Origin of the sequence: Embleya sp. NBC_00896 (assembly GCF_045207785.1) — a bacterium.
GTDB lineage: Bacteria > Actinomycetota > Actinomycetes > Streptomycetales > Streptomycetaceae > Embleya.
In genome coordinates this window covers 4,899,297-4,925,061 of sequence record NZ_CP108776.1, presented here as the reverse complement: position 1 = coordinate 4,925,061, position 25,765 = coordinate 4,899,297, and the positions used below count along the sequence as shown (strand labels likewise).

General features: G+C 72.0%; 23 protein-coding genes. 9 read left to right on the top strand and 14 right to left on the bottom strand.

The window, feature by feature from the left end:
- Positions 1-98 precede the first annotated feature (98 nt).
- Positions 99-1,271 carry an amidohydrolase family protein gene (locus OG928_RS22425; RefSeq protein ID WP_406286574.1) on the top strand — a complete coding sequence of 391 codons (1,173 nt, stop codon included), beginning with the start codon at positions 99-101 and terminating at the stop codon, positions 1,269-1,271.
- 100 nt (positions 1,272-1,371) lie between these two features.
- Here the strand turns inward: OG928_RS22425 and OG928_RS22420 are convergent, their stop codons facing one another.
- From OG928_RS22420 to OG928_RS22410, 3 genes are read right to left on the bottom strand one after another with little or no spacing between them, the layout of a single operon-like run.
- A complete protein-coding gene (locus OG928_RS22420) occupies positions 1,372-2,577 on the bottom strand; it encodes a type ISP restriction/modification enzyme (protein ID WP_406286571.1) in 1,206 nt (401 codons plus the stop codon).
- On the bottom strand, positions 2,559-4,019 hold the full coding sequence (locus OG928_RS22415; protein WP_406286570.1) for a carboxylesterase/lipase family protein: 1,461 nt from the start codon (positions 4,017-4,019) through the stop codon (positions 2,559-2,561). Before OG928_RS22415 ends, OG928_RS22420 begins: the two co-directional genes overlap by 19 nt.
- A gap of 23 nt (positions 4,020-4,042) precedes the next feature.
- On the bottom strand, positions 4,043-4,234 hold the full coding sequence (locus tag OG928_RS22410; protein WP_406286568.1) for a hypothetical protein: 192 nt from the start codon (positions 4,232-4,234) through the stop codon (positions 4,043-4,045).
- 58 nt (positions 4,235-4,292) lie between these two features.
- Between OG928_RS22410 and OG928_RS22405 the strand changes: the two genes are divergently transcribed.
- The 4 genes from OG928_RS22405 (at position 4,293) to OG928_RS22390 (ending at position 6,361) form a co-directional block, all read left to right on the top strand.
- Positions 4,293-4,778 (top strand): hypothetical protein, encoded by a 486-nt coding sequence (locus tag OG928_RS22405; RefSeq protein WP_406286566.1) that lies wholly within the window; start codon positions 4,293-4,295, stop codon positions 4,776-4,778.
- Positions 4,772-5,587: a metallophosphoesterase gene (locus OG928_RS22400; protein WP_406286564.1), complete on the top strand. Its 816-nt coding sequence runs from the start codon at positions 4,772-4,774 to the stop codon at positions 5,585-5,587. The genes OG928_RS22405 and OG928_RS22400 overlap by 7 nt, the downstream gene beginning before the upstream one ends.
- A 62-nt stretch (positions 5,588-5,649) precedes the next feature.
- Complete coding sequence (locus OG928_RS22395; RefSeq protein WP_406286563.1) at positions 5,650-6,015, top strand: type II toxin-antitoxin system RelE/ParE family toxin; 366 nt, start codon at positions 5,650-5,652, stop codon at positions 6,013-6,015.
- A 28-nt stretch (positions 6,016-6,043) separates the two neighbouring features.
- A complete protein-coding gene (locus OG928_RS22390) occupies positions 6,044-6,361 on the top strand; it encodes a helix-turn-helix domain-containing protein (protein WP_406286560.1) in 318 nt (105 codons plus the stop codon).
- 48 nt (positions 6,362-6,409) lie between these two features.
- Here OG928_RS22390 and OG928_RS22385 read toward each other — a convergent pair whose 3' ends face one another.
- The gene (locus tag OG928_RS22385) at positions 6,410-7,177 is read right to left on the bottom strand and encodes an SDR family NAD(P)-dependent oxidoreductase (RefSeq protein ID WP_406286558.1); all 768 of its coding nucleotides are present in this window, start codon (positions 7,175-7,177) and stop codon (positions 6,410-6,412) included.
- A gap of 94 nt (positions 7,178-7,271) precedes the next feature.
- Between OG928_RS22385 and OG928_RS22380 the strand changes: the two genes are divergently transcribed.
- The gene (locus tag OG928_RS22380) at positions 7,272-7,877 is read left to right on the top strand and encodes an exonuclease domain-containing protein (RefSeq protein ID WP_406286556.1); all 606 of its coding nucleotides are present in this window, start codon (positions 7,272-7,274) and stop codon (positions 7,875-7,877) included.
- Positions 7,878-7,929: 52 nt separating this feature from the next.
- Here OG928_RS22380 and ppgK read toward each other — a convergent pair whose 3' ends face one another.
- From ppgK to OG928_RS22360, 4 genes are all read right to left on the bottom strand, one after another.
- Positions 7,930-8,667, bottom strand: a complete 738-nt coding sequence (gene ppgK / locus OG928_RS22375; RefSeq protein WP_406286555.1) for a polyphosphate--glucose phosphotransferase — start codon at positions 8,665-8,667, stop codon at positions 7,930-7,932.
- A gap of 111 nt (positions 8,668-8,778) precedes the next feature.
- Positions 8,779-11,430, bottom strand: a complete 2,652-nt coding sequence (locus OG928_RS22370) for a right-handed parallel beta-helix repeat-containing protein (protein ID WP_406286553.1) — start codon at positions 11,428-11,430, stop codon at positions 8,779-8,781.
- Positions 11,431-11,601: 171 nt separating this feature from the next.
- Positions 11,602-12,813 (bottom strand): LCP family protein, encoded by a 1,212-nt coding sequence (locus OG928_RS22365; RefSeq protein WP_406286551.1) that lies wholly within the window; start codon positions 12,811-12,813, stop codon positions 11,602-11,604.
- A gap of 257 nt (positions 12,814-13,070) precedes the next feature.
- A complete protein-coding gene (locus tag OG928_RS22360; RefSeq protein WP_406286549.1) occupies positions 13,071-13,724 on the bottom strand; it encodes an ACT domain-containing protein in 654 nt (217 codons plus the stop codon).
- A gap of 252 nt (positions 13,725-13,976) precedes the next feature.
- On the opposite strand from OG928_RS22360, the gene OG928_RS22355 reads away from it, so the two are divergent.
- Both OG928_RS22355 and OG928_RS22350 read left to right on the top strand, forming a co-directional pair.
- Positions 13,977-15,590 carry a flavin monoamine oxidase family protein gene (locus tag OG928_RS22355; protein ID WP_406286547.1) on the top strand — a complete coding sequence of 538 codons (1,614 nt, stop codon included), beginning with the start codon at positions 13,977-13,979 and terminating at the stop codon, positions 15,588-15,590.
- A complete protein-coding gene (locus OG928_RS22350) occupies positions 15,587-16,237 on the top strand; it encodes a Rid family hydrolase (RefSeq protein WP_406286545.1) in 651 nt (216 codons plus the stop codon). Before OG928_RS22355 ends, OG928_RS22350 begins: the two co-directional genes overlap by 4 nt.
- Before the next feature lie 107 nt (positions 16,238-16,344).
- On the opposite strand, the gene OG928_RS22345 is transcribed toward OG928_RS22350, so the two are convergent.
- The 5 genes from OG928_RS22345 to OG928_RS22325 all read right to left on the bottom strand — a co-directional run bounded on the left by OG928_RS22345 (position 16,345) and on the right by OG928_RS22325 (position 23,446).
- On the bottom strand, positions 16,345-17,940 hold the full coding sequence (locus tag OG928_RS22345) for a tetratricopeptide repeat protein (protein WP_406286543.1): 1,596 nt from the start codon (positions 17,938-17,940) through the stop codon (positions 16,345-16,347).
- Between the two features lie 142 nt (positions 17,941-18,082).
- The gene (locus OG928_RS22340) at positions 18,083-19,444 is read right to left on the bottom strand and encodes a YhgE/Pip domain-containing protein (RefSeq protein ID WP_406286541.1); all 1,362 of its coding nucleotides are present in this window, start codon (positions 19,442-19,444) and stop codon (positions 18,083-18,085) included.
- On the bottom strand, positions 19,444-20,130 hold the full coding sequence (locus OG928_RS22335; RefSeq protein WP_406286539.1) for an ATP-binding cassette domain-containing protein: 687 nt from the start codon (positions 20,128-20,130) through the stop codon (positions 19,444-19,446). The genes OG928_RS22340 and OG928_RS22335 overlap by 1 nt, the downstream gene beginning before the upstream one ends.
- A 106-nt stretch (positions 20,131-20,236) precedes the next feature.
- On the bottom strand, positions 20,237-20,539 hold the full coding sequence (locus OG928_RS22330) for a DUF397 domain-containing protein (RefSeq protein ID WP_406286537.1): 303 nt from the start codon (positions 20,537-20,539) through the stop codon (positions 20,237-20,239).
- A 441-nt stretch (positions 20,540-20,980) separates the two neighbouring features.
- Positions 20,981-23,446 carry a beta-glucosidase gene (locus tag OG928_RS22325; protein ID WP_406286535.1) on the bottom strand — a complete coding sequence of 822 codons (2,466 nt, stop codon included), beginning with the start codon at positions 23,444-23,446 and terminating at the stop codon, positions 20,981-20,983.
- A 159-nt stretch (positions 23,447-23,605) separates the two neighbouring features.
- On the opposite strand from OG928_RS22325, the gene OG928_RS22320 reads away from it, so the two are divergent.
- Complete coding sequence (locus tag OG928_RS22320; protein ID WP_406286533.1) at positions 23,606-24,274, top strand: TetR/AcrR family transcriptional regulator; 669 nt, start codon at positions 23,606-23,608, stop codon at positions 24,272-24,274.
- Positions 24,275-24,319: 45 nt separating this feature from the next.
- On the opposite strand, the gene OG928_RS22315 is transcribed toward OG928_RS22320, so the two are convergent.
- Positions 24,320-25,645, bottom strand: a complete 1,326-nt coding sequence (locus tag OG928_RS22315; RefSeq protein WP_406291126.1) for a MerR family transcriptional regulator — start codon at positions 25,643-25,645, stop codon at positions 24,320-24,322.
- Between the last annotated feature and the right edge of the window lie 120 nt (positions 25,646-25,765).

Sequence of the window (25,765 nt, the reverse complement as noted above, 5' to 3'; positions counted from 1 at the left end):
AAGACAGACAGCCTTACCTTATAACGGTGTGACGGTTCGAGCGACAATCCCCGGACACGGACACGGGATACGAGCCTTCGCCCGAGGGGGTCTTTGCAATGCGCGTCTTCGACGCCGACAACCACTACTACGAGGCCATCGACGCCTTCACCCGGCACCTGGATCCGCGCCTGGGCGAGCAGGTCATCCAGTGGTGCGAGATCAACGGTCGCAAGTACCACGTGATCGGCGGCACGGTGAACCACGCCGTCGTGAACCCGACCTTCGACCCAATCGCGAAGGCCGGCGCGATGGCCGAGTACTTCCGGGGCAACCCGTCCGGCCGCAACCCGCTGGAGTACCTGCGCGAGCGCGAGCCGATCCGCCCGGAGTACCGCGACCGCGACGCGCGGCTGGAGGTGATGGACAGTCAGGGCCTGGACAAGATCTGGCTGTTCCCGACCCTGGGCATGGTCTACGAGGCGGCCCTCGCGCACGACCCGAGGGCGGTCGGCCAGTTGTACTCGGCCTTCAACCGCTGGCTGGAGGAGGACTGGGGCTACGCCTACCGGGACCGCATCTTCGCCGCGCCCTATATCGCGCTCGCCGACCCCGAGACCGCGCTCAAGGAGCTCGACCGCGCACTCGAGGGCGGCGCCCGCATGGTGTGCATGCGCCCGGCCGCGCCGAACACGCTGGACGGCCCGTACCCGCCCGGCCACCCGGTCTTCGACCGGTTCTGGGCACGCGTCGACGAGGCCGGCGTACCGGTGATCGTGCACGCCGGCGACAGCGGCTACTCGGCCAACGGCTACAGCCGCAAGCAGGGCCTGCGCACCGACTTCAAGGGCGGCGGCGGCCCGTCGGTCACGATGCTGTGGACGATGGAACGGCCGATCTTCGACTTCCTCGCGTCGCTGATCCTGGACCGCGTCTTCCAGCGCTTCCCGAACGTCCGGGTGGTGTCGGTCGAGAACGGCTCCGAGTTCCTCGGCGACCTCTTTCGCAAGCTCCGCTCGGTCGGCCGCAAGATTCCCGGCCTCTTCCCCGAGGACCCGGTCGAAACCTTCAAGCGCCACATCTGGATCAACCCGTTCTGGGAGGACGACCTCACCGAGGTGGTCGACCTGATGGGCCCCGGCCGAGTCGTCTTCGGCTCCGACTGGCCCCACATCGAGGGCCTCCCCAACCCGAGGGACTACGAGGCCGAACTCAAGCCCTTCGACGACCGAACCCGAGCCATGATCATGGGCACCAACGCGGAGGAACTGAACACCCCGCGACCGGTCTGAGTCCGGCGTGGACGCGCCGTGGAACGCTCTCCCTCTTTGTCGCATATTTCGATGCCGTGTTGGACACGTCGATCTTCTTCCGCTGACCCGTCGCTTCCGTTCAGACCAGCACCGCTTGGCCGCCTGGGCCTTCCTCGGTTATGTCGAGGACCGTGGGCGGGCGGCGGGTGGCGGGTGGGAGGGGGAGGATGCCGGTGGTGCGGAGGGTTTCGCAGGTGATCAGGGTGGGGCTGTCCGCGGCGCGGGTGCGGAGGGCGGATCGGGCCGGGGTCAGGTCGGCGAGTAGGCCCAATACGTGGAGCAGGTCGGTGAGTTCGCTGGTCAGGTCGGTGGACCAGGTGCGTTCGCCGATGCGTTCCAGGCCGTCGGTCGCAGGTTCGGTCCAGGCCGCGATCCGGGCCGCGACCCACGGCTCGATCACGCCCAGGTCCCACACCTCGCGCGGGACGGGGCCGATGCGGCCCGAGCCCAGCAGGAGCGCGTTGGTCTCGGCGTCGTAGGTCGCGCCGGGTGGGCGAGCCGGCACCGCCTCGCGAACGAACGGGCGGCGGCCGCCCGGCAGTCGGGGCCGGCCGTCGCCGGGGCGGCCGAACCGCGCGCCGAACGTGTACAGGTTGACCAACCGGCGCCCCAGCTCCACGCCCTCCGCCCACAACGCCGCGTCGGCGGTGAGCGGTACGTGCGCCGGGTCCACCGTCACGGCCACGATCCACCCGAACACGTCCTCGGCAGTCACCTCGACGCCGAGCCGGTCCGCGAGCAGCCCGGTCAGTCCGGGCGCGAGGTTCGGCTCCACCCCCGCCGGATCGCGATACAGCGGCACGACCCGCCCGCCGCGACCGCCGTGATGCGCCGCGTCCGGCAGCAGCGCACTGCACAACAGCGGCCAGGCGTCCCCGGCTTGACGGGCGGTCAGGTACACCTGTCGCTCACCCCGCACCCGCCACAGCTCGGGCCGGGCGAAGTCGACCACGCGGTGATCCGCGAGCAGCCACTGCCGGTCGAAGGGGCGGCGCGCGATCCGCAACAACCGCGGCGTCGGCCCGACCTCGCGCGCGAGCGGGCCCGACGGGGCGTCACATCCCGGCAGCGGCGCGGGAACCGACGCCGTCGTCCGCGAACGGGTCGGCCGCAACAACGCGTCGCGGTCCGTCGCCGCGGCCAACCGCTCCCACCGCCGCCGCAACGTCGCCTGCTCCGGCGCGTAGACCCACGTCCGCCCCGCACTGATCCCGGCCGTGCCCCACGGCATCAGATCGGCGAGCGAGGGCAGCCCGCCCCCCTGGATCACATCGCGCGATCCCACACCAGCCGCTCCTCCCGATCCGGGTCGCCGACCACCGTCGCCGGCACGTCGAGCAGCATCGTCCGCCGCTCGCTCGGTTCGTACAAGGGCCACTCGGGCAGCCCGTCGGCAGCCGGTGCCCCGCCCTTGATGAACGCGGCCCACGCCTCCTGGACACGGCCCGACAGCGCACGAGCCTCGTCCGGCACACCGCCGGTCAACCAACGCCCCAGCGGCGTGTCGAGCGTGCCGAACACGAACGGGATGTCGATCGCGTGCGGCGACCGCAACTTCTGCGGATGCGCCTTGGACGCCCACCGGAAGCGGTACACGTACGCGCCGCCGCCCGCCGCGACCTGGGCCTCGGCGAGCCGGGTGGTGGGGATCCCGTACGACTCCGCGGTGAGCAACCGGATCCGCCGCTCGCTCACGGTCAGTTCGGGGAACAGGTCCGCGTAGGCCGCCACCAGCTCCGGCAGCGCCCCCGTCGGGAGATTGGCCAGATCGGCCGGCTCGGGCACGCGGCCGCCCGACCGGTCCATCAGCGCGAACAACTGTTCCTCGTCCTGATTCGACCCGACCAGCAGCGGGACGTCGCCCCTGATCGCCCGCAACGGCGGTACGGGCAACGGCCCTTCGGGATCGACCACCGGCCGGAACACGAACCGCGTCTCCCCGCGCCCGATCGCGTCGGCCTGCGCGGCAAGCAGGTCCTCCACCGGCACGTCGACGATTCGCTCGGCCTTGTCCCGGGAGAGCCCGAGCGCGGCCAGCACGTGCCCGGTCGCGTGCTCGGCCTCGGGCACCGACCGGACCGTGTGCGCGCCACCGCTCTGCACGATCGCGCGGTGGAACAGACCGCGAGCGGCGGGGAGCGCGAGCAGGTTCGTGATCACCTTCCCACCCGCCGACACCCCGCCCAGCGTGACGCGCGCGGGGTCGCCGTCGAACGCGGCGATGTGCTCGCGGACCCAGTGCAGGCCCCGCACGACGTCCAGCAGCGCGTTGGCCGACGAGTCGGCGTACGTGTCGCCGAGGAGGTGGCGCAGGTGCAACAGGCCGAGCGCGCCGAGCCGGTACGCGAGCGTCACCACGACCACGCCGCGGCGGGCGAGGTCGCTGCCGTCGTACACGCCCTCGAATGAGGCGCCGCTGGTGTACCCACCGCCGTGCACCCACACCAGGACCGGGTGCGGGCCGGGCTCGACGGGCGCGTGGATGTTCAGGTAGAGGCAGTCCTCGTCGGTGTCCATCGGGGCCGCGCCGTACTGGCCGGCCGGCTGCGGCGCGGCGCGCGCGAACTCGCGGGCGTCCCGATCACCGCTCCAGGCCGCCGGCGGCCGGGCCGCGCGAAACCGCGCCGCGCCCAGCGGAGGCGCCGCGAAGGGCACGCCGCGGAAGATCCGGACGCCGTCCGTTTCCGCACCGACCAGTCCCCCGAGCGACGTTTGTATGCGCACCATGGAAACGAGCATATGACCCGCCGTCAGAGCAACCCCGCCGGCTTGTACGCGACGAGCGAGCCCACGACGGCGACGAGGGCCTCCGGGACCCACGGCAGGCGCGGGCCCGCCACGCACGCGCCGACGGCGTCGCCTTCCTCCCCTCGGAGCAGTAGCGGATACTCCGCGAGCCGGATGCTCGGCCCCTCACGGGCGTGACACGCTTCACGCGACACGTCCGTCCGCTTCGCCGCTTCGCCGCTTCGTCCGCTCGGGTATCTCGGGAGTCCTGCCTTGACCGTTGTCCTGGTGATCGTCGCGGTCGTGATCGCGCTCGCGCTGCTGGTCGGCGTGCACCTCTACGTGTGGCGGCGGCTCGTGCGGGACACGACCCGGCCCGGAATCGTGCGGCGTGTGGGGGCCGGCGTCGTGGTCGCGCTCGGGCTGTCGATGGCGGGCGCGCTGATCCTGCCCAAGGTTTTCGGGCCGCGCGGCACGGAGTGGATCGCGTGGCCGGGGTTCGTGTGGATGGGCCTGCTGTTGTACGTGGTGCTCGCGCTCGCCGCCCTGGAGATACCGCGGGTGCTCGCGCTGCGGGCGCTGCGGCGCAGGGCGGCGGCGGCCGAGCCGGCACCGGCCGACGTCCGGGTGGCGGTGTCGGTCCCGGCATCGGGCGGGGCGTCCGGGGACGCGTCGGGCGAGGCGTCGGACGCGGCCGAGGCCCCGGGCCGGCCGCCGCTACCGGGACCCCGCTCGGCCCGGACCGCCGCCTGGTGCTGACCCGCTCGGTCGCGCTGCTCGCGGCCGGGACCTCGCTGGGCACCGTCGGCTACGGCATGACCCAGGCCCTCGGCGCCCCGCGCACGGTGCGGGTGCGGATGCCGGTCGCGCGGCTCGACCCGCGCCTGTCCGGCTTCCGGATCGCGGTGGTCGGCGACATCCACCTCGGCCCGCTGCTCGGCCGCGCGCACACCACGCGCGTGGTCGAGACGATCAACCGGACCAACCCCGACCTGGTCGCGATCGTCGGCGACCTCGCCGACGGCACCGCCGCGCAACTGGGCGACGACGTCGAACCGCTGCGCCGGTTGACCAGCCGGCACGGGTCCTTCTTCGTGACCGGCAACCACGACTACATGTCCGGCGCCGCCGACTGGGTCGCGGAGCTGGCCGAGCTCAATGTGCACACGCTGGCCAACGAACGCCTCGAAATCGCCCGCGGCGGCGCGGCGTTCGACCTGGCGGGCGTCAACGACATCACCGGCAAGTCGCACCACGACGGTCCCAACTTCGCCAGGGCCCTGGGCAGCCGCGACCCGTCCCGCCCGGTCGTCCTGCTGGCCCACCAGCCGGTCCAGATCGAGGACGCCACCAAGTACGACGTCGACGTCCAACTCTCCGGCCACACCCACGGCGGCCAGATGTTCCCCGTCCAACTCCTGGTCAAGCTCGACCAGCCCGCGGTCGCCGGCCTGCACAAGGTCGACGACACGATGCTCTACATCACCCGAGGCGCCGGCTTCTGGGGCCCACCCGTCCGAGTCGGCGCACCCCCGGAGGTAACCGTGGTGGAGTTGCACGCCAGATAGAACCTGTAGGCTATATAGCCTGTAGGTTGATATACTGTTGTGCGTCAATCGGGGAGGCTTCGTTGGCCTGGCGAATTGTGGTGCTCGAACCCGCGCGATCATGGCTTCACGGGTTGCGCGTCACGGATCGCTCGACCCTGGAGCAAATCTCGGCCGCGATACGCGAGCTTCAGGAGCGCGGACCTGGATTGGGGCGACCATTGGTCGACACCATTGCAGGATCGGCAATCCAGAACCTGAAGGAACTCCGCCCCGGCTCAAGTGGCAGATCCGAGGTTCGCATCTTGTTCGTATTCGATCCAACTCGCCAGGCCGTCGTGTTGGTCGGTGGCGACAAGGCGGGCATCTGGAAGTCGTGGTATCCCGAAGCAATCAAGCTGGCTGAAGAGTCGTACGCACAACATTTGCGCGAGTTGAGCGACGATTGAGCCATCGTGCTCCGAGGAGGAGAACAGCGTGAGCGGGACATCATGGGAAGACATGGAACGCGAGTTCGCGTTCACACCTGCCGAAGAGGGGCGCATCGAAGCCGAGCGGCATGCCCTCCGAGAGCGGGAGCATGCCTATCGCCTGGCGGAGCTCCGACACCGCGCGGCCTTGACGCAGGTCGAGGTTGCGGCGGCAATAGGCGTCTCGCAAAATGCGGTCTCCAAGTTGGAGAACGGCGCCATCGAACGGAGTGCGCTGATAACTCTCAAGAACTACATCGAGGCGCTGGGCGGTCACCTCGAAGTGGTTGCGCGGTTCGACGGTGAGATCTTGCGACTGAGCTAAGCGGCTCAGCCCGCCCGAGCGGGCGGGCTGAGCCGTTCGGACTCGACGTCAGACCGTCTCCGTCATGCCCCCGTCGACCATCAGGTGGGTGCCGGTCACGAACGAGGCCTCGTCGCCGAGCAGGAAGCGGACGGCGCTCGCGATCTCCTCCGGGCGGCCCAATCGGCGCAGCGGGGAGCTGTGCTCCAGGCGCTCCCTGGCCCCCGGGCGTTCGAACGCCTGGGCCAGCATCGGGGTCTCGATGTAGCCGGGGCAGACCACGTTCGAGCGGATGCCGTGCTCGGCGAGCTTCGCGGCCATCGAGCGGTTCAGGCCGAGCATGCCGGACTTCGAGGCGCAGTAGGACGGGTTGAGCGCGTTGCCGACGATCGCGTTGAGGGACGCGATGCCGACGATCGCCGAGCCCGCGTGTTCGCGCAGGTGCGGGGTCAGCGCCTGGACCAGGAGCGCGAACGAGCGCAGGTTCACGTCGAGGACGCGGTCCCAGTTCTCCGCCGTGACCTCGGTGATCGGGGTCGAGTCGACGATGCCCGCCGCGTGCACGAAGCCGCCGATGGTACCCAGCGCCTCGGCGGAGGCGCGGATCGCGTCCGGGTACGCCGCCGTGTCGGTGACGTCCAGCGCCAGCCCGAACACCCGCACCCCGTGCTCGGCCGCAATCTCCTTGGCGGCCTCCTCCACCGGCCCCGCCGCGATGTCCCACAGCGCGACCGGGCGGCCGGTCGCGGCGAGCGCCCGCGCCGTCGCCCGGCCGATCCCCGACGCGCCGCCGGTGATCACGACACCGGTGTCGGGTGATGTCTTGTATGTACCCATTTCGTACTCCTCCGTGGGCAGATGGCCGACATCTGACGTACCGTCAGAAGAAATCCAGTGGTAGCACGTCGCCGATCCTGCTCTGCTGACCGGCATGGCAAAACGACTGATGGATCTGCTCCTGGTGATCGATGTCGAGGCGACCTGTTGGGACGGCCCGGTCCCGGAGGGCCAACGCAACGAGATCATCGAGATCGGCATCGCCACGATCGACATCGCGACCGGCGAACGCGTGGACCGACACGGCGTCCTGGTCCGCCCCACCCATTCGACCGTCGGCGCCTTCTGCACCGAACTGACCACCCTCACCCAGGCCGACGTGGACGGCGGCGTCTCCTTCGCCGACGCGTGCGCCCTGCTGCGCGCCGAGTACCGGTCGCACCAGCGCGTCTGGGCGAGTTGGGGCGAGTACGACCGCCAACAGTTCGAGCGCCAATGCGCGGCCGAGGGCGTCCCGTACCCCTTCGGCACCCGGCACCTCAACGCCAAGTCGCTCTACTCGCTCGCCCGCGGCCTCGACCGCGAACTCGGCATGGCCGGCGCCCTCGACCACGCCGGCGTCCCGCTCGAAGGCACCCACCACCGCGGTGTGGACGACGCGTGGAACATCGCCGCGCTGCTGGCCGGCGTACTGCGTGCGGCACGCTCCGACCCACCGGGTACCGGCCCCGTGACCTCGCTACCCCCGGTGATCCCGTAGGGGCATGTCCGGATGGGACCCGCACGCCCCCGAAGAGGGCTCGGGCGTGTCTTCAATCCCCCGTCACCAGCATCGCCGCGCCCACGATGCCCGCGTCGTTGTGCAGCTTCGCCGGTACCAGGTCGGCGCGGATCTTGACGTACGGCAGGAACTTCTCGGGCTTCTTGCTGATCCCGCCGCCCACGATGATCAGCGACGGCGAGAAGAGCATCTCGACGTACCGCAGGTAGTCCTGGACCCGGACCGCCCACTTCTCCCAGGACAGGCCGTGCGTCTCGCGGGCCACCGCCGAGGCGCGGTGCTCGGCCTCGTGACCGTCCAGCTCCAGGTGCCCCAGCTCGGTGTTGGGGACCAGCTTGCCGTCCACGAACAGCGCGCTGCCGATCCCCGTGCCGAACGTCAACATCAGCACCGTGCCCGTGTGCCCCGCGCCCGCCCCGAACCGCATCTCCGCCACGCCCGCCGCGTCCGCGTCGTTGACCATCGTCACCGGGCGGCCGAGCGTCGCGCTGAACAGCGCGTCGGCGTCCAGGTCGATCCACGACTTGTCCACGTTGGCGGCGGTACGCACGATGCCGTCCCGGACGACCCCCGGGAACGTGATCCCGACCGGTCCGTGGGTGTCGCCGAACTGCTCCAGGACCTCCCGGACCACGCGGATCACCGCCTGCGGCTCGGACGGCTCGGGAGTCGGCAGCCGCACGCGCTCGTGCGTCAGCCGCCCCGCGTCGGTGTCCACCGGCGCGCCCTTGATCCCGGTCCCGCCGATGTCGATGCCCATGACCGGCACGTGAGGCTCCTTCGTCTCCACGGACGTCGCTACGGACGTCGCCACGAACGTCGCTTCGGGCAGCGCGACACGATGCGCTCACCGGCGGTTACCCCGCCCGAGCGCGCCGATTCACCGCAACTCGGGGAGATCCTCCCGATGCAGCGTCCGCAGCTCCTCCAGACCAGCCCCCGGCAACTGGGCCAATCGGGTCGCGTGCCGCTCGATCATCGCCTCGAACGTGCGCCGCGCCTCGCGCGCGTTGCCGAACGAGGACCCGCGGGGCAGCCGCCGGAAGTAGCCGAGCAGCGCCTCGCACGCGTCGTCGGTCAGCACGTACTCGTGCTCGCGCACCTGCTTGCGGGTGATCTCCACGAGATCGTCCGCGGCGTAGTCCTGGAACGTGATGGTGCGCGAGAAGCGGGACCCGAAGCCGGGGTTCGCGCCCAGGAAGCGCTCCATCTCGTCGGTGTAGCCGGCCACGATCACCACCACGTCGTCGCGGTGGTCCTCCATCATCTTCACCAGCGTGTCGATCGCCTCGCGGCCGAAGTCCCGCGAGGGGTCCGGCGGGGCCAGGCTGTACGCCTCGTCGATGAACAACACGCCGCCGCGGGCCCGGTCGAAGACCTCTTTGGTGCGCGGCGCGGTCGAGCCGATGTGCTCGCCGACCAGGTCGACCCGGGAGACCTCGACCAGGTGGCCCACCCGCAGCACGCCGAGCGCCTGGGCGATCTCGCCGTACAGCCGGGCCACGGTGGTCTTGCCCGTGCCCGGGGAGCCGGTGAAGACCAGGTGCCGGCGCAGGGTCGGCGCCTTCAGGCCCGCCTCCTCGCGACGCCGGCCGACCGAGATCAGGTCGATCAGGTTGCGCACCTCGGCCTTGACGCCGGCCAGGCCGACCAGGCCGTCCAAGTCGGCGAGCAGATCCTCCACCTCGCGCGGCGGCTTCTCGGCCGCGGCCTCGTCGGCACTCACGCCGTCGCGCGCGCCCGGGATCGGCAGCGTCGCGGTGAGCTTGGCGACGCCCTGCGGCTGCGCGCCCGCGACCGGGCTCGGCGTACCGAGGATGCCGCCGGCGGCCGCCGGGACGTCGGTGCCGCTCGCGCCGTCACCCTGCGACGTGCACTCGACCGCCACCGGGCCCGGGCCCGCGAACTCGAAGCCGCCCTTGGCGTTGTCGCGCGTGGTGCAACGGGTGAAGACCGGGTGGCAGCCCTCGCGCACGTGAACGCCGTAGCCGCGCCCGCCGAGCACCTCGCAGTCCTCGAAGTCGCCGCGCCCGCCGCCGGAGATCCGGATCCCCTCGCCGGTCGCCCGGTCCACCCGGACCCGGCGCACGGTGGGCCCGGCCGCGCCGGTGACCGAGACGCCGTCGGTGGTGTCCTCGATCGTGCAGTCGGCGATGATGCCGCCGCAGTCGGACTCCATGAACCACACGCCGGTGGTGGCCTTGCGGACCTTGCACGACTTGACCGAGACCACCGCGCCCGCGCCGACGCCGATGCCGGTCTCGTCCACGTCGTGGATCTCGCAGTCGTGCATCGACAGGCCGGTGCCGGACCCGGCCACCTTGACCCCGTCGAGCACGTCGTGGATGCGGCACTCGCCGAGGGCCGCGTCCGCCCCGTCGGCGACCCACACCGCGGGCCGGCCGCCGGTCGAGTCGTGGAACTCGCAGTCGATCGCGGACGCGCGGGCGCCCTGGTCGGCGAGCGAGAGGCCGTTGCGGCCGAAACTGCGGATCGTGCAGCCGCTGAGCGTGACCTCGGAGTGGCCGTGCACGTCGACGCCGTTGCGGCCCATGTCGCGCAGCCGGCAGCCGACCAGGGTCAGGTTGGCGCCGCGGTCGACGGACACGCCGTTGCCCTCGGCGTCGCGGATCGTGCAGTCGTCCAGCGAGAAGGTCGCGAGGTCGTCGGCCTGGACGCCGGTGCCTTTGACCGCCGTGATCTCGGTCCGCGACAGCGAGCCGCCGCTGCCCTGGCCGCCGACGGACACGCCCGCCCAGCCCACCCGCTCGATCCGCGAGTCGGCGATGATCGGCGCGGCGCCGCCCGCGACGCAGATCCCGCCGCCGCCGACGTCATGGATGTACAACCCGGTCAGGTGCGGCGACGCCTGGTCGCCCACGAGCACCGCGGGCTCCGCGTCCGAGCCGTCGTGGATCTCGCACTCCTGGACACTGCCGGTCGTCCCGGGGCCGGTGAACCGCAGCCCGTGCCCGGACGCGTCGCGGATCCGGCTGCGGCGCAACATCGGCGCGCTGCCCTCGCGCACGTCGAAGCCCTCGCGCCCGGTGTCGCCGATCTCGCAGTCCTCGAACGTGCCGCGCGACCGGCCGGTGACCCCGATCCCCACGCCCTGCGGGTTGGTCACCCGGCAGCGCCGCAGCATCGGGTCGGCGCCCGCGCGCACCTCGACCCCGACCACGGAGGTCGCGCGGACCACGCACTCCTCCAATATCGGCGCGCACGCCTCGATCACGATGGCCGGCGACAGCACGCCCGCGCCGCCGTCGACGAGCAGCCCGTGCACGGCCGCGTCCGCGGTGATCGTGAGCGCCACGCCGTCGGCCGCCTCCAGGATCACCGTCCCGGGCCCGTCCGAGCCGACCACCGTCACGGGGACGGAGATCGTCACGTCCTCGCGATACGTCCCGGGGGCGATCAGCACCGAGTCACCGGCCGCCGCCGCGCTCACCGCGGCCCCGATCGAGGCGTATTCTCCCGCCCGCCGTCGCCAACGGGTGCCCTGCACCACCTGAAGAACCCGACCCGTCATGGCGACCCTGCCACCAGCCCCTCGGTCCGCACCCAGCACGCCTCGCGAGTCCACCGTAAAGCGTCCCGGGCGGCCCCATGACCGGGTCTGCACCCGAGGGCCTCGTCCCCGCGTCGTCGGCGGACCCCTGCACCGTACAGTTCAACGACCGAGGTCACGGCACGGTGACGCCTAACGACCCGCAGTGCCCGGATTCGTGCCGATCGAGCCCGTCGCGGTCGCGGCCGGCTCGGGCGCCGGCGCCCCGTCGCGCAGCTCGGTGAACAGTTGTCTCGCCTCCGGCTGCCGGAGCGCGACCCGGTTCGGGTCCGGCGCGTAGCTCGTGATCGGCGTCGTGGTGAAGCGGATGTCGTCCACCGGGACGGCACGCAGGCCGTTGGCGAAGTCGTACAGGCTCGCGAGCGTATTGATCCCGGAGTCGGTGGTGATCGCCTTGGTCGCGGCGTCCATGACGTTGTACGCCTTCGCGGGGTTGGTCAGCAGGTTCTCGTTCTGGACCTTGCGGATCAACGCCTTGAGGAAGGCCTGCTGGCGCTCGATCCGCTGGATGTCGCTGCCGTCGCCCAGGCTCTTGCGCACCCGGACGAAGCCGAGCGCCTGCTCCCCGTCGAGGTTGACGTCGCCGGCGGGCAGCTGTAGGTGCGCGGCCTTGTCGTCGATCGGCTGGTCGATGTGCATCGGCACGCCGCCGAGCGCGTCCACGACCTTCTTGAAGCCGGTGAAGTCGATCGTGATCTGGTGGTTGATCCGGGCGCCGGTGAGCTTCTCCACGGTCGCCGCCACGCACGGCACGCCGCCGACCTCCATCGCGCTGTTGAACTGGCCGAAGTAGGCCCGTTGGACGCCGGTCCCGGTCCGGCAGCCGGGCACGTTGACCATCAGGTCGCGCGGGAAGCTGACCGCGGTGGCGGTCTTTCGGCCCTCGGGCACGTGCAGCAGGATCGTGGTGTCCGAGCGCTGGCCGCCGCCGTCGTCGCGGCCGTACGCGGAGTTGTCGCCGGCGCGCGAGTCGGACCCCACGAGCAGCACGTTCATGGCGCCGGTGGGCGGCGGGCGGTCGGTCAGCTGGTCGGCGAAGTCCTGGGTGCGGATGTTGCCGTTGAGGTGGTCGTACAGCCACCACCCGAAGCCGCCGGCCGCGAGCAGGACGGCGACGAGGCCGCCGACGCTCCAGCCCAGGATGCGCCGACGTCGGCGCCGCCGATCCCGGGTGCGCCGTTGTATGCGGCTGGGGCCGCCCGGACCGTCCCGGCCCGGCTCCTCAGCCGACGTCCCCGGTACGGCCGCAGCCGCCGGGGACGTCTCGTCCTCGTCCTGCACGATCGCTTCGCCTTCGTCGGGCCCCCGGGCTCGATGCGCGACCGGCTCGATGGCCCGAAGCACGCACAATTACACAACCATACGTTGTTCCGATCGTTACACGCCGAATAGCACCAAATGGTTCCCGCTGAGGCCGGATCCGAACCCTCGGACGGGTCCTCCGGGCGCCTCGCGCCGGCCTGCGCGGGACCCTGCGGGGCATCGAGCGCGCGGCCGTCGCGGCAGGGGCCGAGGCAGGCCGCACGCGCGGCACGACACGGCCACGCGCCCCTCATGCCACGGCCCGGGTCGCCCTCACTGCACGGCCGCCCGCACCGCCCTCACGTCTCGGCTCGGGTCGCCTTCGCCGCGCCGCGGTCGCCCAGGACGCCGAGCGCGACGTCCACGATCCGGCCGAGCCGCTCCAACTCGCTGCGGTGGAAGGCCGGCCCCTCGTGTCGGACCACGTACAGCGTCAGCCAGGACGCCCCGATCGGCGCCGCCGCACCGTGGCCGAGGGCCTCGCCCTCGTACGCGAACGCGAGCGGTCGCATCGGCGTGAGCGCGGGCAGCGTCGGCACCTCCGGGGCCCGCCAGCTCTGATGCACCAGCTGCCGACCGCGCCCGCCGCGGGTGGCGACCGCCCAGTCGGCGTGGAAGAGCGTGGGCGCGGCGTCGATCAGGGTGGCCACCGCCCGGCCCGGATCGCGCGCGACCTGGCCGAGCACGTCCAGTTCCGGCGCCGCCCCGGGCACCTCCCCGGCGGCCCAGCAGCCCTCGACCCGTACCCCGGTGGACCGCTCCAGGCCGGTGACCAGCGCGGCGATGTCGCGCTCGCCGGCCCACGACACGGTGAACTCGTCGACCGCACGACCGCCCAGCTGTTCGAGCACGGTCATCTGCATGACGTCGGCGCCCGCCCCACCCAGCAGTTGCGTCACTCGTGCGAGTGATCCGGGTCGATCGGGCAGCGACACCCTCAGTCGGTACAGCACGCGACACCTCCTTCATCGACCTGCCTCTTGATCCTGTCCTTTCCCCGTTTCGATCAGGTTGCGTACATATGACGGGTCCAAGTGATCATTTGACAACCCATCAGAAACGGTCGTGGCACGTTCCGGCAACACGTGTGGCCAAAGCTCCCCTCGTCGCCCAGTGAGAGCGGCGGTACGTCGTCGGTCCGTTGGTGAACCGGTCACCGCACAGGTTTCCCACCGATCGGCGACGTCGCACGAAAGGGAGGGTCCATGGAGGACAGCGGAACATCTCGCCGCGGATTCCTGCGCAACGTCGGCATCGCCGGCGGCGCCGGAGTGCTGTATTCGTCGATGGGCGCGCTGGGGCTCGCGCCCGTCCCCACCGCCTCGGCGGAATCGTTTCGACCTCCACAGGAGTCGGACTTCACGCTCTCCGGCCGCGGCCGCAGGAAGGTCGTCGTCCTCGGCGCCGGCATCGCGGGCCTGGCGACCGCGTACGAGCTCGGCAAGGCCGGGTACGAGTGCCGGATCCTGGAGGCCAAGGACCGTCCCGGCGGCCGCAACTGGACGGCGCGCGGCGGCACCACCGAGACCGACCTCGACGGCCGCACCCAGCGGGCCCGGTTCTCCGACGGCCAGTACATGAACTGCGGCCCCGGCCGGCTCCCCCAGTCGCACGTCACGCTCGACTACTGCCGCGAACTCGACGTCGAGATCCAGCCGTTCCTGAACCAGAACGCCGACGCGGTGATCTACCACGAGAACGTCCCCGGCCCGCTGGCCAAGCAGCCGGTGCGTTGGCGGACCGCGAAGGCCGACACCTACGGGTACATATCCGAACTGCTCGCCAAGGCCACCGACCAGGGCGCGCTCGACCAGACCCTCACCAAGGACGACAAGGACCGGCTGCTCACCTTCCTCCAGGACTTCGGCGCGCTCAAGGGCAAGGCCGACGGCTACCGGTACGCCGGCACCGACCGCCGCGGCTACGCGGTCGAGCCCGGCGCGGGCGATCAGGCCGGCACCGTGCTCGGGCCGGTGCCCTCGATGAGCGACGTGCTGGCCGCACAGCTGGGCCGGCGGTTCTCGTTCGAGCTGGGCTACGACCAGGCGATGATGATGTTCCAGCCGGTCGGCGGCATGGACGCGATCCCCAAGGCGCTCGCCAAGGCCGTCGAACGCGGTCGCGGAAGCATCGAGTACCGGGCCGAGGCCACCGCGGTGACCAACACCGAACACGGCGTCGAGGTCACCTACACGGACCGCACCGGCCGGACCCGGGTCGAACGCGGCGACTTCTGCGTGGTCGCCACACCGCCGATGATCGCCGCCCGACTGCGGCACAACCTCGGCACCGACATCACCGCCGCGCTGCGGACGCCCAAGCCGTTCTCGTCCGGCAAGATCGGCCTGGAGTACCGCCGACGCTGGTGGGAGCAGGACGACAACTTCTACGGCGGCGTGGTCCCCACCGACATGGACCTCGCCAACATGTGGTTCCCGTCGTACGGCTTCCACGGCCGACGCGGCACGGTGGTCGGCTACTACAACACCGGTGCCAACGCCGAGGCGTACGCGAAGCTCACGCCCAGGGAGCGCGAGGAGCGCGCGGTCGCGCAGGGCGTCAAGATCTTCGGCGAGCGCTACCGCACCGAACTCGACGCGTCCTTCAGCGTCGCGTGGCAACGCACGCCCGGCCTGGAGGCGGCGTGGGTGAGCTGGCCGAACCAGGAGGGCCCCGAGTACAAGCTGCTCAACCGGCCGGCGGGCAACGTCTACTTCGCCGGCGACTGGCTGAGTCACACCATCGCGTGGCAGCACGGCGCGTTCACGTCCGCCCGGCAGGCCGTCACGCACATCCACGAGCGGGTGATGAGCGCATGAACCGGATCGGCAGGACGCTGGTCGCGGCGGGCGCCGCGGGCGCGATGTTCCTGGCCGGCACGGCCGCCGCCGACGCGCACGGATGGCGCTGGAGCCCGCGCGACAACGAGGTCAAGGTGATGCTGCCCGAGGGCAACACCAACCCGGCGATCGCGAACGGCGTCGCGATCGGCGGCGAGGTCGCGGTGTACCAGAGCAGCGGCCTCGGCCCCGGCGCGCTCAACCCGAACGCGCCCAAGGGCAGCCCCGAGTCGTACACGAACCCCGCGCAGACGGCCGGCGCCGAGGGCGTGTCGATCACCGAGGCGCAGGCGCTCGTGGTTCTCCAGGCGATCGCCGACAACCTCAAGACGGCCGGCCTTGCGCCCGCCGACGTGGTGACGATGAAGGCGTACCTGGCGAAGCCGCCGGGTGCGGCGACCGCCGACTACGCGGGCTGGAACCGGGCGTACCGGCAGTTCTTCGCGAACATCGACCTCAAGACGAAACAGCCGGTGCCGGTCCCGATGGGCACGTCGCCGGCCAAGGCCCCGATCCTGGCCAACGCGGCGCGGCCGGCGCGGGCCACGATGGAACTCGCGTCGCTGGCGGTGCCGGGGTGGCTCGTCGAGGTCGAGGTGACGGCCACGTATCCGGGGAAGCGGTGAGGCGGGTCGCGGCCTGCTGCGGCTGCGGCTGCGGCTGCGGCTGCTGACGACGAACGGCGGAGGGGCGTCACCGGATGGCTTCGGTGGCGCCCCTCTGCCGTGCGCGGCTACTTCTTCTTGTTCTTCGCCGGTTTCGACGGCTCGGCCGCCTGGGTCGGCTCGTCGTCCGCGGGCTCGTCCGCCGCGGGCTCGGGGGCCGGGGGTGGGTCGGTCGGCTTCGCCGGCGGGCCGACGTGGATCGGCTCGTCGTCGAGCGCGATACCGGTCACCCGGGTCGGAGCGTTGGCGTTCTCCGGCTCCTGCTCGGGCTCTTGCCCCTGCGCGGGCTCCGGTTCCGGCTCCGGCTCCGGCTCGACGCTCGACACCTGGGTGGCCTCGGCGTCGGGAGTCCGGTCGGGAGACCGGTCCTTGGTGAGCCTGGGCGGCTCGGCCGGGGCCGCCGACACGGCCCGGTTCGGCTCGGTGTCCGGGGTGATCCCGGCGACCGGGGCGAACGTGGTGACCTCGCCGTCCGGCTCGGCGATCGAGGCGAACGCGGTGACGTCGCCATCCGGCTCGGCGGCCGGGACCGCGGTGACCGGCGTGGCCTGCGCGGGCAGGGCGGGCGCGGGCACGGGCTCGGCAGCCGCCGCGGCCGCCGAGCCGGATGCCTCCGGGGCCGCCGCGGTCAACCGCGGCAGCCGCTTCTCGCGCGGCGGCTTGGCCGCCTTCGGCGCCTTCACCTTCGCCGGCTTGGCCGGCTTCGGCTCCTTCGCCGGCTTGCCGGCCTGCACCGAGGTGTTGCCGACCGCGGTCGCGAACACCGGCGCGGGATCGTTGGCCTTGGGCCCGTAGGTCCACCACATCAGACCGCGCCGCGCGTTCTCGCTGTCCGCGTGCTGCTCGCCGAGCACCCGCGCGCAGTCCGACACGAGCTGGGTGAGCAGCGTGCGCGCGCCCGCCGGATCGCCGGACTCGCCCGTCCAGTGCGCGTGGTTGTGCCGGATCACCAGGGTGTCGTTGTGGTCCGGCCCCAGGATGCGCGTGGCGTCCTCCACGAGCTGCCTGAGCCCGTCCCGGGCCAGCGAGACGTCCCCGGCCTCCCCCGCCCACATCGCGCGGTCGTGGCGGGCTGTCAGGGCCGCCGGGTCGTCGGGTTCGTGTACCTCGCCCCGCTCGTCCGCGATCGCCGCCATCAGCCGGGCCGCCTGGATCGTTTCGCCGGACCGACCCGTCCAGTGCGCGTGCTGGTGACGGATCGTCAGCGTGTCCGGATGCACCGGCCCGAGCGCGTCGGTCGCCTCCTCCACGATCGGCCGCAACATCCGGGCCGCGCCCGCAGCGTCACCCGCCTCGCCGATCCAACGAGCCCACCCGGCACGCACATTGAGCGTCTCCGGATCGTCCTGCCCGAGCACCAGGACACAGTCGGCCGCGACGTCGCGCGCCAACGACTCGGCGGTGACGGCGTTGCCGGACAGGCCGAGGCAATAGGCATGGTTGTGTCGGGCCAGGAGCGTGTCGGGATGCTGCGGACCGAGCACGCGCGCATAGTCCTGCGCGAGCTCGCCGAACATCCGGGCGGCCTCTCCCGGCCTACCCTCGTCGCCGACGACCCGGGCCCACGCGGCGCGCGCGTCGAGCGAACCGGGGTGATCGGGCCCGAGCTCCCGCACGCGGGTCTCGGCCTCCGCCCTCAGTTTCTGTATCTCCTGCTCGTTCATCGCCGCTGATTCTCCCTCCTCCACCACAGGTGGCAAACCCGCGGTACCCCCTGATTGTGGGCGACGCGCGCGGAGCGGACGTGGTTGCGCTCCCCCGGTACAACCGTACGGGGGAGCGCATTGACCCATCGGTAGTGCGTGGTCACAAGTCGACGGCCGGTTTGAGTGATGCCATCGTCCACATCCGGCGGTGTCGGACCACGAATGTGGTGGCGATCAGCGCGACCACGAGATATCCGCCGAGCACCGCGAAGGCGACGCCCAGACGCGCGCCGTCACCACCCGTGAGGGTGACCCGCAGGCCGTTCACCAGGTAGGTCATCGGCAGCACCGGATGCAGCGCCTGGAACGGCGCGGGTGTCGTGGTCACCGGATAGAGCCCGCCGCACGAGGTGAGCTGGAGCATCAACAGGACCAGGACCACCACGTCGCCGACCGCCCCGAGCGCGGCCCGGAGAAACTGCGCGATCGCGACGAACGTCGCGGCTGCCAGGGCGATCAGCAACAGACTCGGGCCCGGATCGTCCGCGTCCAGATCGAGCCCGAGTTCGACCACGGCGTACAGCACGAACGCGGCGAGCACGCCGAGCGCCGCGACCGGAAGCCACCCGGCGATCGCGACCTTGACCGCGCCGGCCCGCCCCGCGAGCGCGCGCGGGTTGTACGGCCGCAGCAGCAGGTAGCCCACCAGGCCGAACACCCACAGCGCGATCCCGAAGAAGAACGGCGCCAGGCCCCGCCCGTACAGCCCCGCCGGGTGCACGTTGGACACCTCGACCACCACCGGCGCCCCGAGCACCTGCGCGTCGCCCTGCGCGGCCTGCGGCGCCGGCGGCGCCGGGACCGACTCGTCGAGCCGGGTGAGCCCGTCGGCGAGTTGCTCGGCCTCGGCCCGGAGTTCGTCCTCGGGAACCTGGCCGAGGCCCGCGGCGAGTTCCCGCACGCCGTCGGCCGAACGGGTCAACTGTTCCTTGAGCACGCCCGTTTGGCCGTACGACTGCTGCACGAGGGTGCTTTGCGCGGTGGCCGAGATCTGCTGCTGGAGCTCGGTCTTGGCGATCTCGGCCATCTTGCCGATGATGAAGCCGTTGGCGTCGTCCAGGGTCATGTACAGCTTCGCCTGCCTGGGCTGCGGCGACGCGGTGGTGGCCAGCGTGGCGCTGAAGTCCGGTGGCACGGTGACGATGAAGTGGTAGTCGCCGTCGTCCAGGCCCCGCCTGGCCTCCTTCGCGTCGGTGACCTTCCAGTCGAAGTTCTCGTCCTGCCGGATCACGGCGGTGAGCCGGCCGCCCGCGTCGATGTGCTGCCCCCGCACGTCCACGGGCCGGTCCTCGTTCACGAACGCGACCGGCACCTCACCGAGCTTGCCGTAGGGGTCCCAGTTGGACCACAGGTACAGGGCGCCGTACAGGGTCGGCACGAGCATCAGCATGACCGGCACCAGCCGTGGCAACGGCCCGCGGAAGCGCCGGAGTTCGAGCCAGGCCAGGCGCAGCACACCCATCAGGCGGTACCGCCTCTCGGGTGCTGATGGTGTGCGACCCGCGGATGCAGGTGGTGTCCGGGCAGGTCCACCACGTGATCGGCGCCGGTCGGCGGCGGCGCGGTCGCGGTGGCGACGACGGTGACGCCGCTGTCGGCGAGTTCGCGCAGCGCGCGCCAGGCGCGGGACAGGTCGGCGCCCGCGATCCCGGTGTCGACGTCGTCCACGAGCACCGCGCCGGGGTGACCGGCGGCGGCGAGCGCGACCGCGAAGAGCAGTTGCTCGACGGTCGACAGGTGCTCGACGAGCGCGTGGCCGGGTGGATCGACGCGCAGCAGGTCGTACATCCGCGCGAGCGCCACGTCGGCGGGCCGGCCGCCGCCGATGGCCTGAGCCTCGGCGACGGCCTCGGACACCAGCAGGTGCTCTTCGAGGTCGAGCCCCGGCCGCGCGCGGGCGATCGCGGTCCGGGCCCGGGCGACCTTGGCGTTGCGGCTGCCGTCGACGGTCACCGTGCCGGCGCTGGTCCGGAACCGGCCGCCGAGGGCGAGCAGGAGCGAGGTCCGGCCGGCGCCACCGGGGCCGGCGATCACCGTCAGTCCGGCCGCGGGCGCGGTCAGTCGGACGTCACGAAAGATCGTGCCGTCCGGTCCGTGGGCCGCCAGGCCGACCGCGCTGATCTCCACCCCGGGGGTGGCTGTGGACACGGGTCTTCCTCCGTCGGTGGGATATCCACCGAGAGGTAACCGGTACACAGGCCGTCAAACGGTCGAATACGGCAATTAGCTCCTTCGAGCGCGGCTTGACGCGGCGTCAGCCACGCTGCTCCGGCAGTGGCTCCGCGAGCCGGTCGAGGTCGAACTCGCCGTCCCGCACCCCGAGCACGAACGCGGTCCACTCGCCCTCGGTGAACCGCAGGATCGGCCCCTCGGGGTGGATGGAGTTCCGCATCGCCATGCCGCCACCGGGCAACTCGGCCGTCTCGACGATGCCCTCGCCCGTGGTGTCCTCGCCGTAGCCGACCCACGTGACGCCGCTGATGTCCATGGCGTACAGCGCGGTCTTCTCATCGTCGAGCTGCTGCCGCGAAGGCTGCTCGGACTCGCCGGTACTCATGATCGAAATCCTCCTGATAACACGCGTGTGACACTCAGGTCACCGCACGCTACGCCGCCCACGGCACCCCACACAACGCGAACCCGGACAGCGGGCCCACCTTCCCACCCGACCCACCGCGCGGCCCCGATCCCGGACACCGACTCCTCGGCCGCCGCAGTGCCTCTCCGGCGATCGCCGAAACCCTCGGCGTCACGGCTCTCGAACCTCCGAGACGACGACGCCGAGTCGATGGCCGAACGGGGGCCCGTTTCCGCTCGACACGCAGAGCGGCGCCGACTTCGGCTTCCGACCCGCCCGTCCCCGCACGCGAACGACCGCACCGGGTGGGGCCGTGACTCCCCCTCGGTGCGGCCGGGTCCGTGGGCGGCCCGTGGGGGCCGTCGGTGCGCCGGTTCCGGACCGCGAGGTGGCGGCCTCGCGGTCCGGAACGGGGCGGTGCTACAGCGTGACGTCGGCGTCGAGCCGCAGGTCGCCGAGCGAACGGCCGACGCGCAGCCGGTACGTGCCCGGGGTGGTCACCCAGGCCGCGCCCCGCTCGTCCCAGCGGGCCAGCGTGCGCGCGTCGATCTCGACCGTGGCCGTGACCTTGGCGCCGGACGGGGCGTCGATCGCCGCGAACCCGACCAGGCGGATCGGCTCCTGACGGCCCATCAGCGTGCCGTCGGCGGTCTCCAGGTACACCTGCGCCACCTCACGGCCGGCCCGGTCACCGGTGTTGGCCACCGCGATCTCGACGGTGAGGCCGGACGCGTCGCCCTTGACCGCGACGCCTTCGTACTCCCACGTCGTGTAGCCCAGGCCGTGCCCGAACGGGTACGCCGGAGCGGCCTCGCCCAGGGCCCACGCGCGGTAGCCGATGTTGCTGGACCGCACCGCGTAGTCGTGCCCGCCGTCCACGCGCTCGGTGGAGTACACCGGCACGTCGGCCGCGGCGGCCGGGTACGTCGTGGGCAGTCGGCCACCGGGCTCGACGACGCCGGTCAGCACGTCGCCCAGCGACGCGCCGCCCTCCTGACCGGGCAGCCACGCCCACACCACGGCGGCGACCTCGTCCCGCCAAGGCATCAGCACGGGCGAGCCCGCGTTGACGACCACGACCGTCCTCGGGTTGGCCGCGGCGACCCGGCGGACCAGCTCGTCCGAGCGGCCCGGGAGCGCGAGGTCCTTGCGGTCGAAGCCCTCCGACTCGATGTCGTCGGTGGTGCCGACCACGACCACGGCGACGTCGGCCGCCCGCGCGGCCTCGACCGCGGCGTCCAGCTCGGCGTCCTCGGACAGCCGCGGGTTCGCCCAGCCCAGGCCCAGCGCGGCCATGAAGAACCGGCTGCCCTGGGTGAAGTCGACCGAGACGGCCACCGGCGTACCGGCGGTGGCCTCGATCTCGATACGGGTGGCCTCGGGGCGCATGATCGCCTCGATCGCGTCCGTGCCCTCGGGCGCGGTCATGTCGATCGTGCGGGTCGCGCCGTCGATGGTCACCTCGAACCGGCCCGCGCCGCGTACGTCCAGGATGTTCGTCCCGGTGATCGTCGGCGTGATGTTCACCCGCAGTCGGATCACGGTCGCGCCGGCCGGGATGTTGTCCGGCCAGAACATCAGGCTGGAGCCCAGCCGGTGCTCGGAACCCAGCACGTTGCCGTCGGCGTCGAGGAACTCGGCACGCAGGCCGGCCTCGCCGTCGTCCGGGTCGGTGGCCATGTCGAGCGAGAGGTCGGCGAGCGCGCGGTGCGTGAACGCGCCCTCGGTCAGCGTCAGTTCGACGCCGGCACCGAGCGCGGCGCGCAGCCCCTCGGGGATCGAGACCACGTGCGAGGGATTCACGTGCGCGCTGCCGCCGCCCTGCGCGGACAGTCGCAGCGCGTTCGGGCCGATCAGCGCGACGCGCGAGAGCGCCGAGGTGTCCAGCGGAAGCGTGCCGTCGTTGCCGAGCAGCACCATCGCCCGCGCGGCGATCGCGCGCAGCGTGGCGACCGCGTCGTCCGGCGTGGTGGTCGTGGCCGGCGTGCGGTCGCCGAGCACGCCGACGCGGGCGGCGAGCCGCAGGACGCGCTCGACCCGGTCGTCGATGACGGCCTCGGCGACCCGGCCCTCGCGCACGGCGGCCAGCAGCGGCTCGCCCCACACCTCGGTCGGACCGGGCATCGCGACGTCGGTGCCGCCGGCGGCCGCGGCCTCGGTCGAGCGAACGGCCATCCAGTCCGAGACGACGACGCCGTCGAAGCCCCACTCGTCCTTGAGGACCCCGTTGACCAGCCGCGAGTTCTCGGTCATGGTCTCGCCGTTGACCTGGTTGTACGCGCTCATCACGAGCCAGACCCGACCGGTGCGGACGGCCTCCTCGAACGGCGCCAGGTAGACCTCGCGCAGCGAGCGCTCGTCGATCCGCGAGTCGTACGACATGCGGTCGTCTTCGGTCTCGTTGCCCACGAAGTGCTTGATGGTGGCGCCGACACCGGCGGACTGCACGCCCTCGATGAACGCGGTCGCGATCCTCGACGTGAGCAGCGGGTCCTCGGAGTAGCACTCGAAGTGCCGGCCGCCGAGCGGGCTGCGGTGCAGGTTCACGGTCGGCGCGAGCAGGACGTGGATGTCCTTGTCCCGGGTCTGCGCGCCCATGATGAAACCGGCCCGGCGGGTGACCTCGGGGTCCCACGCGGCGGCGAGCGCGGTCGGGCTCGGGAACAGCAGCGACGTGTCGCGCTCGTCCCACGTGACGCCGCGGACGCCGACCGGGCCGTCGGACACGCGCAGCTTGCGCAGGCCGATCCTCGGGATCTCGGGGAGCGACCAGAAGTCCTCGCCGACGACGAGGGAGAGCTTCTCCTCGAGCGTCAGCTGCGCCACGAGGCCACGCAGCTCTTCGTCCGTGGCCTCGGTGCCGGTGGGTGTGGTGTGAGACGCCATCGTCTGCCTTCCGTCCTCATCCCTCGTCGCCCCGCCGGTCGTGTCGGCGGCGGGATCCGTTCGTACCGTAACTCCAAAAACCTTTTGACCGGTAGCTTTGTTATCTCGACGTGATATACCCCTCGACGGGACCCCTCCGGGACACGGCAGGATGGCCCCATGGACGCGCAGCCCGACGAGACCCCCGGTACCCCGCCGACCCCGCCCGCGACCCGAGCCCCTCGGGCGAGACCACGCGGGCGCGGCTACGCCTCGGGCGACGCGCGGCGGACCCGCATCCTCAACATCGCCCTCCAGGAATTCGCCGAGAACGGCTACCGGGGCACCTCGCTCGCCCGCATCGCCGAGCGCGCCGAACTGACCCAGGCCGGACTGCTGCACCACTTCCGCAGCAAGCAGGAACTCCTGGTGGCCGTGCTCGACCTGCGCGACCGCATGGACGCGGAGCACCTGGACCTGGGCGAGCTCCCCGGCGGCGAGGCGGCGCTGTACAAGCTCGCCGAACTCGCCGAGCACAACCGCAACATCCCCGGCCTGGTCCAGCTCTTCACGGTGCTCACCGGCGAGGCCGTGACCACCGACCACCCCGCGCACGGCTGGGCGCAGGACCGTTATTCGGGTCTGCGGGCCGGGATCACCGAATCCCTCGAAGCCGGTCGGCGCTCCGGCGAGCTGCGCGCGGACCTGGACGTGCACGCGGTCGGCACGCAGGTCTTCGCGATGATGGACGGCCTACAGCTGCAATGGCTGCTCGACCCCGAGCACGTGGACATGGCGACGCTGTTCCGCGACTACGTGGAACACCTGCTGTCCCGGATCCGGGCCTGACGGCGCCCGGGACCGGACGCCCCGGACCCGGCCCCGGGGCGCGTCCTACTCCGGTTCGCCCGGCGCGTCCTCGCCCGCCGTCAGCTCGCGCAGCACCGCGCCCAGGTCCCAGTTCGACAGGCTCGCGAGCGCCTCGCGGAACACGGTGAGGCCGAACAGGTCGCCGCGCGCGGTCATCCGGCCGGTCGCGAGCGCCTCGCGCGGCGCGTGCCGGTCGTTGAGCAGGATCACCCGGCGCGCGGTCTCGTAGTCCATGTGCACGACCAGGTCCGGCCCCGGCAGCAGCCCCGGGCGGACCAGGACGCGGCCCTGGAAGACGTCCAGGTGCAGCTCCGCCGGGTCGACCCGGCCCGGGACGTCGCTCACCACGATGTCCACGACCGCGGGATGCGTCGTGCGCTTCTCCGGGTCGGGGGTTATCAGCCGGCTGAGCCGGGACACCGCCTGGATCCACGCCTCGGACATGAACTGATGCCGATCGAGCGCCGGTTCCTCCTCGGCGACCGGCTCCTCGTGGGCCCGAGCCTCGGCGGGCTCCTCGCGCAGCACCTTCCCGAGCTCCTCGCCGAGCCGGCGCGACGCCGTCCGCCGCATCGCCCGCGCGAGTTCGGCCTCCACCGCGCGCAGCGCCAGCGGTCGCATCCGGCGGATCATCTCCGCCGTCTCGTCCGCGTCCCCGTCGGCCGGGAGCAGATGCGACTCCATCAGCCGGCCGAAGCCCTCGGCCACGTGCTCCATCGCCGACCGCAACATCCGCAGCTGCTCGGTGACCGCCGCCACCGGAACCCCGGCCGCGTGCAGTTCGGCGCCGACCGCCAGCTCGCGCGGACTGGGCACCCGGAACACCATCAGCGAGTCGTCCTCGGGTTCGAGCAGCCCGAGCCGCACCGCCCCCGCGAGCGCGACCGGATCCGACAGCCCGCCGAACATCGCGATCAGCTCGGCCCGGGTCATCCGCTCCGGCGACTCGTCGCTCCACGGCCCGCTCGCCTCGGCCACCAGACCGAGCACCCCGCCGAGACTGCGCCCGCCGTCCCACGCGTCCAGGAGTTCCTTGATGCTGACGAGGCTGTACCCACGCTCCAGAAGCTGTCCGATCAGCCGGAGTCGGCCCAGGTGCCCGTCGTCGTACAGCGACACCCGTCCTTGTCGCCGCGGCCGCGGCAACAGCCCGCGGTCCTGGTACGCCCGTACATTGCGTACGGTCGTGCCCCCCTCGCGGGCGAGGTCCTCGATCCGGTAATCCGCCAACCTCGTGCCTCGCGATCCTCGTGACCATGTTCGCGGCCAACGTAATGCAGATGCGTTCGAGGTTCGACGACACAACGGTGATCTTCGGGATTGCCCGGTCGCGGCGGCCGAAGACGGCACTCGACGGGGGCGCGTGATCACGGCACGCGATCACGGCGCCGGGTCGGCGCTCGATCGGCGCCCGATCCACGCGGCGCACCGATCCCGGCCATCCGCCATCCGCCATCCGGACGGGAGGTC